Source organism: Bacillus sp. JJ1503, from assembly GCF_036965125.1.
Taxonomy (GTDB): domain Bacteria; phylum Bacillota; class Bacilli; order Bacillales; family Cytobacillaceae; genus Cytobacillus.
On sequence record NZ_JBALOZ010000428.1, the window covers coordinates 1 to 4,065 of the forward strand.

6 protein-coding genes are annotated in these 4,065 nt (G+C 35.8%); all 6 read right to left on the reverse strand.

The annotated features are described in order from the left end of the window. Positions 1–549: class I SAM-dependent methyltransferase (locus tag V7149_RS24405; RefSeq protein WP_335348161.1), on the reverse strand; the 549-nt coding region annotated here is incomplete at its 3' end. Between the two features lie 47 nt (positions 550–596). Beyond that, positions 597–1,223, reverse strand: a complete 627-nt coding sequence (locus tag V7149_RS24410; RefSeq protein WP_335348162.1) for a metal-dependent hydrolase — start codon at positions 1,221–1,223, stop codon at positions 597–599. Positions 1,224–1,419: 196 nt separating this feature from the next. Beyond that, complete coding sequence (gene fabI / locus V7149_RS24415; protein WP_335348163.1) at positions 1,420–2,199, reverse strand: enoyl-ACP reductase FabI; 780 nt, start codon at positions 2,197–2,199, stop codon at positions 1,420–1,422. A 437-nt stretch (positions 2,200–2,636) separates the two neighbouring features. Further along, positions 2,637–3,026, reverse strand: a complete 390-nt coding sequence (locus V7149_RS24420; protein WP_335348164.1) for a coiled-coil domain-containing protein — start codon at positions 3,024–3,026, stop codon at positions 2,637–2,639. Positions 3,027–3,101: 75 nt separating this feature from the next. Next, positions 3,102–3,662: a class I SAM-dependent methyltransferase gene (locus tag V7149_RS24425; RefSeq protein WP_335348165.1), complete on the reverse strand. Its 561-nt coding sequence runs from the start codon at positions 3,660–3,662 to the stop codon at positions 3,102–3,104. 22 nt (positions 3,663–3,684) lie between these two features. Next, positions 3,685–4,065: CPBP family glutamic-type intramembrane protease (locus tag V7149_RS24430; RefSeq protein WP_335348166.1), on the reverse strand; the 381-nt coding region annotated here is incomplete at its 5' end.

The following is a 4,065-nucleotide window of genomic DNA, read 5'->3' on the forward strand; positions in this document are numbered from 1 at the left end:
ATGCTTTTCAATATTTATTATTGTAAGACCATGCTGAATGACTAGCCCATAAGTATCCCGATTCAAACAGCATCCGTCACAAATTCTCTTCCATGCAGGAGTTAACCAATTCTGCAGCATAGATAGAAAGCTGTTTTCCATAATGACATGTTCGAATAAGAGAATTCTTCCGCCTGGTTTACAAACTCTATTAATTTCACTCAGCGCTTTTTCTGGATTTTGTATTGTACAAAAAACCAAAGTCGCCACTACTGTATCAAAAGTATGACTTTCGAATGGCAGCTGCTCGCTACTTACCTTTAGAATTTCAATTGGTACAACAGCACTTTGAAGTCTTGGTCTAGAACGATTAATCATCTTTTGACTTGGCTCAATCGCGATGACTTTATCTGCATGTTCATAGAGTTTAAAATTGACGCCCGTCCCTGAACCAAGTTCTAACACCTTCCCGGTCGCTCTATTAAGCAATTCCCTACGAATCCCTTGAAACCTCCATCTTTCTAAAGGGCTCATGAAAAAATCATATAGATTTGGTAAAGAACTTCTCAATCTCTTCAACTCCAATAATTGAAAAGTTTCTACTTACCCATTTTCACCTAAAACTCCTTCTTGGAAAATGGCAAAAAGAATTTAACCCCTCTTTTGTTAAAGGGCAGTATCTTCATGTCGGCAATTAAATGACTTACATAGCCCATTAGGCAGGTAATAAATACACCTTCGTACCCAATTGCTATTTCGAACTGAATGGATATGTATGCAAAAAAGAGAATACCTAATAATGAATGGGTATAGCTTCTATGAGGAACAAATGAAGCTGCGATAATATAAATACCTAACAGCCATAACCAATTTTCTTGAAGTGAGAAACCTCCAAATAAGACACCAATTCCTGTAATTGTCAGCATCCTTCTTTGTGTGATAAACGAGGATATGATGAATATAAGCATTCCTGCCCCAATACCTATCCAATTATTCATTCCTGAACCAGTAAAATAACTATATAAAATCAACAGTATAGCTATGAATTGAGCAGCTGTTCTTATAATCTTATGTGAAATTGTGATTTTATTACTTAGCTTCCCGTCAATATCGATATCCGGCATTAATCCTGAAATTGCCCCTATCCCAACTAATAAAATAGTTCCTGTTGGATCTGTTTGCAGCAAATTAGCTGTCAAAAAACCGGTTGCTGCTCCGATGACTGTATGTGATGTACCGTTCAATTTTTTCCACCTGTTTCATTAAGCTTATATTAACAATAAATCTAAATTCAATTTAGAACATATGTTCTTGAATCGATTATACATTTAATTTTAATAATCAGCAAGAGAATTCTTTACATCTTGTCTTATAAACTCAAAGTAAAAAAGGAGATTCTGATTTGTCATCTTGACCAAAGAGAATCTCCCTTTATTTATGTTATCCCATAATATTATATCCTGCATCTACATAAACAATTTCACCCGTAACCCCTCTTGAAAGATGGCTCATTAAGGCAAGTGTCATATCCCCAACTTCCTCTTGCGTAACATTTCTTTTCAGAGGTGCTGTCTCTTCAATTTTGTGTAGGATTTGGTTAAAAGAAGGAACTCCTTTTGCAGCAAGCGTACGAATGGCACCAGCCGAAATGGCATTGACACGGATATTGTCTTTTCCTAATTCAGAAGCTAAATATTTCACTGATGCTTCAAGGGAAGCTTTTGCAATAGCCATCACATTATATCCAGAAACCACACGCTCTGCACCAAGATAAGACATCGCAATGATGGTGCCTCCTTCAGTCATAAGAGGTTTGGCCGCTTTCGCAACAGCAATTAACGAGTACGCACTTGTGTCTTGGGCAAAAGCATAACCGCTTCTTGTCGTATCGATAAAGTCTCCCTTTAAATCTTCAGCATGCGCAAAAGCAACGGAATGGAGCACTCCATGAACGGTACCTGCTTCCTCTCCAATTTTATTAAAGGCTTCAGCTATGCTTTCATCACTGTTCACATCGCATTGTACGATTAATTTCGCTTCTAAGTTTTGTTCACTTAGAAGTTTTGTCAGTTTTCCAAGCGAGCGTTCTTTCCGATATGTAAAAATGACATTAGCCCCTGCTTGATAAAGAGATTTTGCTACTCCCCAAGCAATGCTTCGTTCATTTGCCACTCCCATAACTACAATATTTTTGTCTTTTAATTTAAGTAAATCTTCCATGTTAGCCTCCAAAGCGAAAGAATAATTAATTTCAGCAAATCATAGAATTTGCTCTTAATTATTCATTATACCATAATCCCTTCTATTTCAATGTTATTAAATGTGAGGATAAAGATGTTCCAATGAAATGGAATAGATCACAGTATTAAAAGTTGACTGAGTAGCTGCATACAAATTTATTATTGACCAAATGCAGATAAGATAATTTTTTTTGGAGAGAAGTTTGAGGTAGAATTTGCAATAGCCTATCAAGTCTGATAATTTCGGATACATCAAGGCAAAACTCATTTTTAATAAAGAGTTTTTCTACATCCAAAAAACGTTTATAAAAATCCAAAAGCGTTTCTTCAATAGTGCGAACTCTTAAAGTGAGGAAATTGAACAATTTTAGAAAAATAATAGCCTTAAATGAAGTAATTGAGGATTCTTGCTGCAGTTTAATGATTTTTTAACTTGTAAATTTGTCTGGAGTGCTCAGAAATCATTTGATCATAGTATTCCAGATCATGTTTTGTGGCCATTGAATTTTTGATTTCTTTTACTTCGTCAATAACCTTGTCTACTTTCTTTTCAAGAGCATCAATTCTTTCATTTGTTTCTAAAATTTTTACATTCGTGGCTGCTACAGTTTCACTTAATGAAATTACCTTCTGATCCAAGGCGTTTACCTTCTGGTCCAGGGTGTTTACTTTTTGATCCAGGGCGTTTACCTTTTGATCCAGAACGTTTACCTTCTGATCCAGGGCGTTTACTTTTTGATCTAAATTTGTTACCTTTTGATCCAAATTATCAAGTTTATTCAAAATCAATTGAAGTGTTTTTTCCATGTTTTTCACCTCCTTCTTTTATTCCTGCCCATTATAACAGAATCCTGTAGAGGTTTGTCGGTATATGGATAATAATTACCCTTTCCGACAAAAAATTGTTTGCCTCCCCTCTTGTTCATTTTCTTCAAAATAAAGAATGCCCCAATCTCTAAACTCTTTTATTAACTCGTTTGGCTGTAATTTATATTGGTCAGAGACTTGCTTTTTTTCGTTTTGCTGTGATTGGAAGTATGTTTCCATGAAGAAATACCCATCCTTTTTTATAAGGTTCTTTACAACCGGAAACAGTTTGCGATCCAGATAATATGTAATGACGATTAGATCAAATGGTTCCTTCAACCAATTCTGATCAAGCGATTCTGTAAGATCTCCAATACGTGTTTCGATGTGAAGATGATCTTTTGCAGCTTGTTCATTAACAAAATGAATGGCAACATCTGAAATGTCAATAGCCTGAACTTGATAGTTCATTCTCGCAAGGAACAAACTGTTTCCCCCAAGACCACATGCAAGATCGAGAGCAGTGCCTCCAAGAAGATAGTCAGACATCTTCTCTAACCTTGGATTCAAGGCAGATGTCCTTAAATGTTTAATGCGCTCCTGATGTTTCATGTTCCATTTGTTTCGAATATTCATTTGAAATTTCCTTTCGTTGATCTTAGGTAATTTGTCTAGCATCTCGGTCGTGCCGTTCCACCCCAACAAATCTAATATTCTCATTACTTTTATTTCGATAATATAAAAATACTGCCAAAAACATGATTGTCGCCGCTGCTAATACGATAAAATTATTTAGTACCGGGTTAATTTCCCCTTTGACAGTAAGAATTAGCCCACCTCCATATTCTCCAGAGAGCCCATAGATGATTCCATATGCCACATTTAGCCCAAAGTGAATTCCTGTATTAGCCCACACGGATCCAGTTTTAAGAAATGAGTAGGTTAATGAACAGCCTAAAATAATTGAAAAAACAAAATTGGTCGTGGTCAAGTCTCCATTCCAAAAATCATCCACTGCATAAATACAAATGCTTATTCC

Excerpts from the sequence above, each read along its gene's own strand:
- fabI (WP_335348163.1), bottom strand. The coding sequence starts at position 2,199 with ATGGAAGATTTACTTAAATTAAAAGACAAAAATATTGTAGTTATGGGA.
- V7149_RS24420 (WP_335348164.1), bottom strand. The coding sequence starts at position 3,026 with ATGGAAAAAACACTTCAATTGATTTTGAATAAACTTGATAATTTGGAT.
- V7149_RS24425 (WP_335348165.1), bottom strand. The coding sequence starts at position 3,662 with ATGAATATTCGAAACAAATGGAACATGAAACATCAGGAGCGCATTAAA.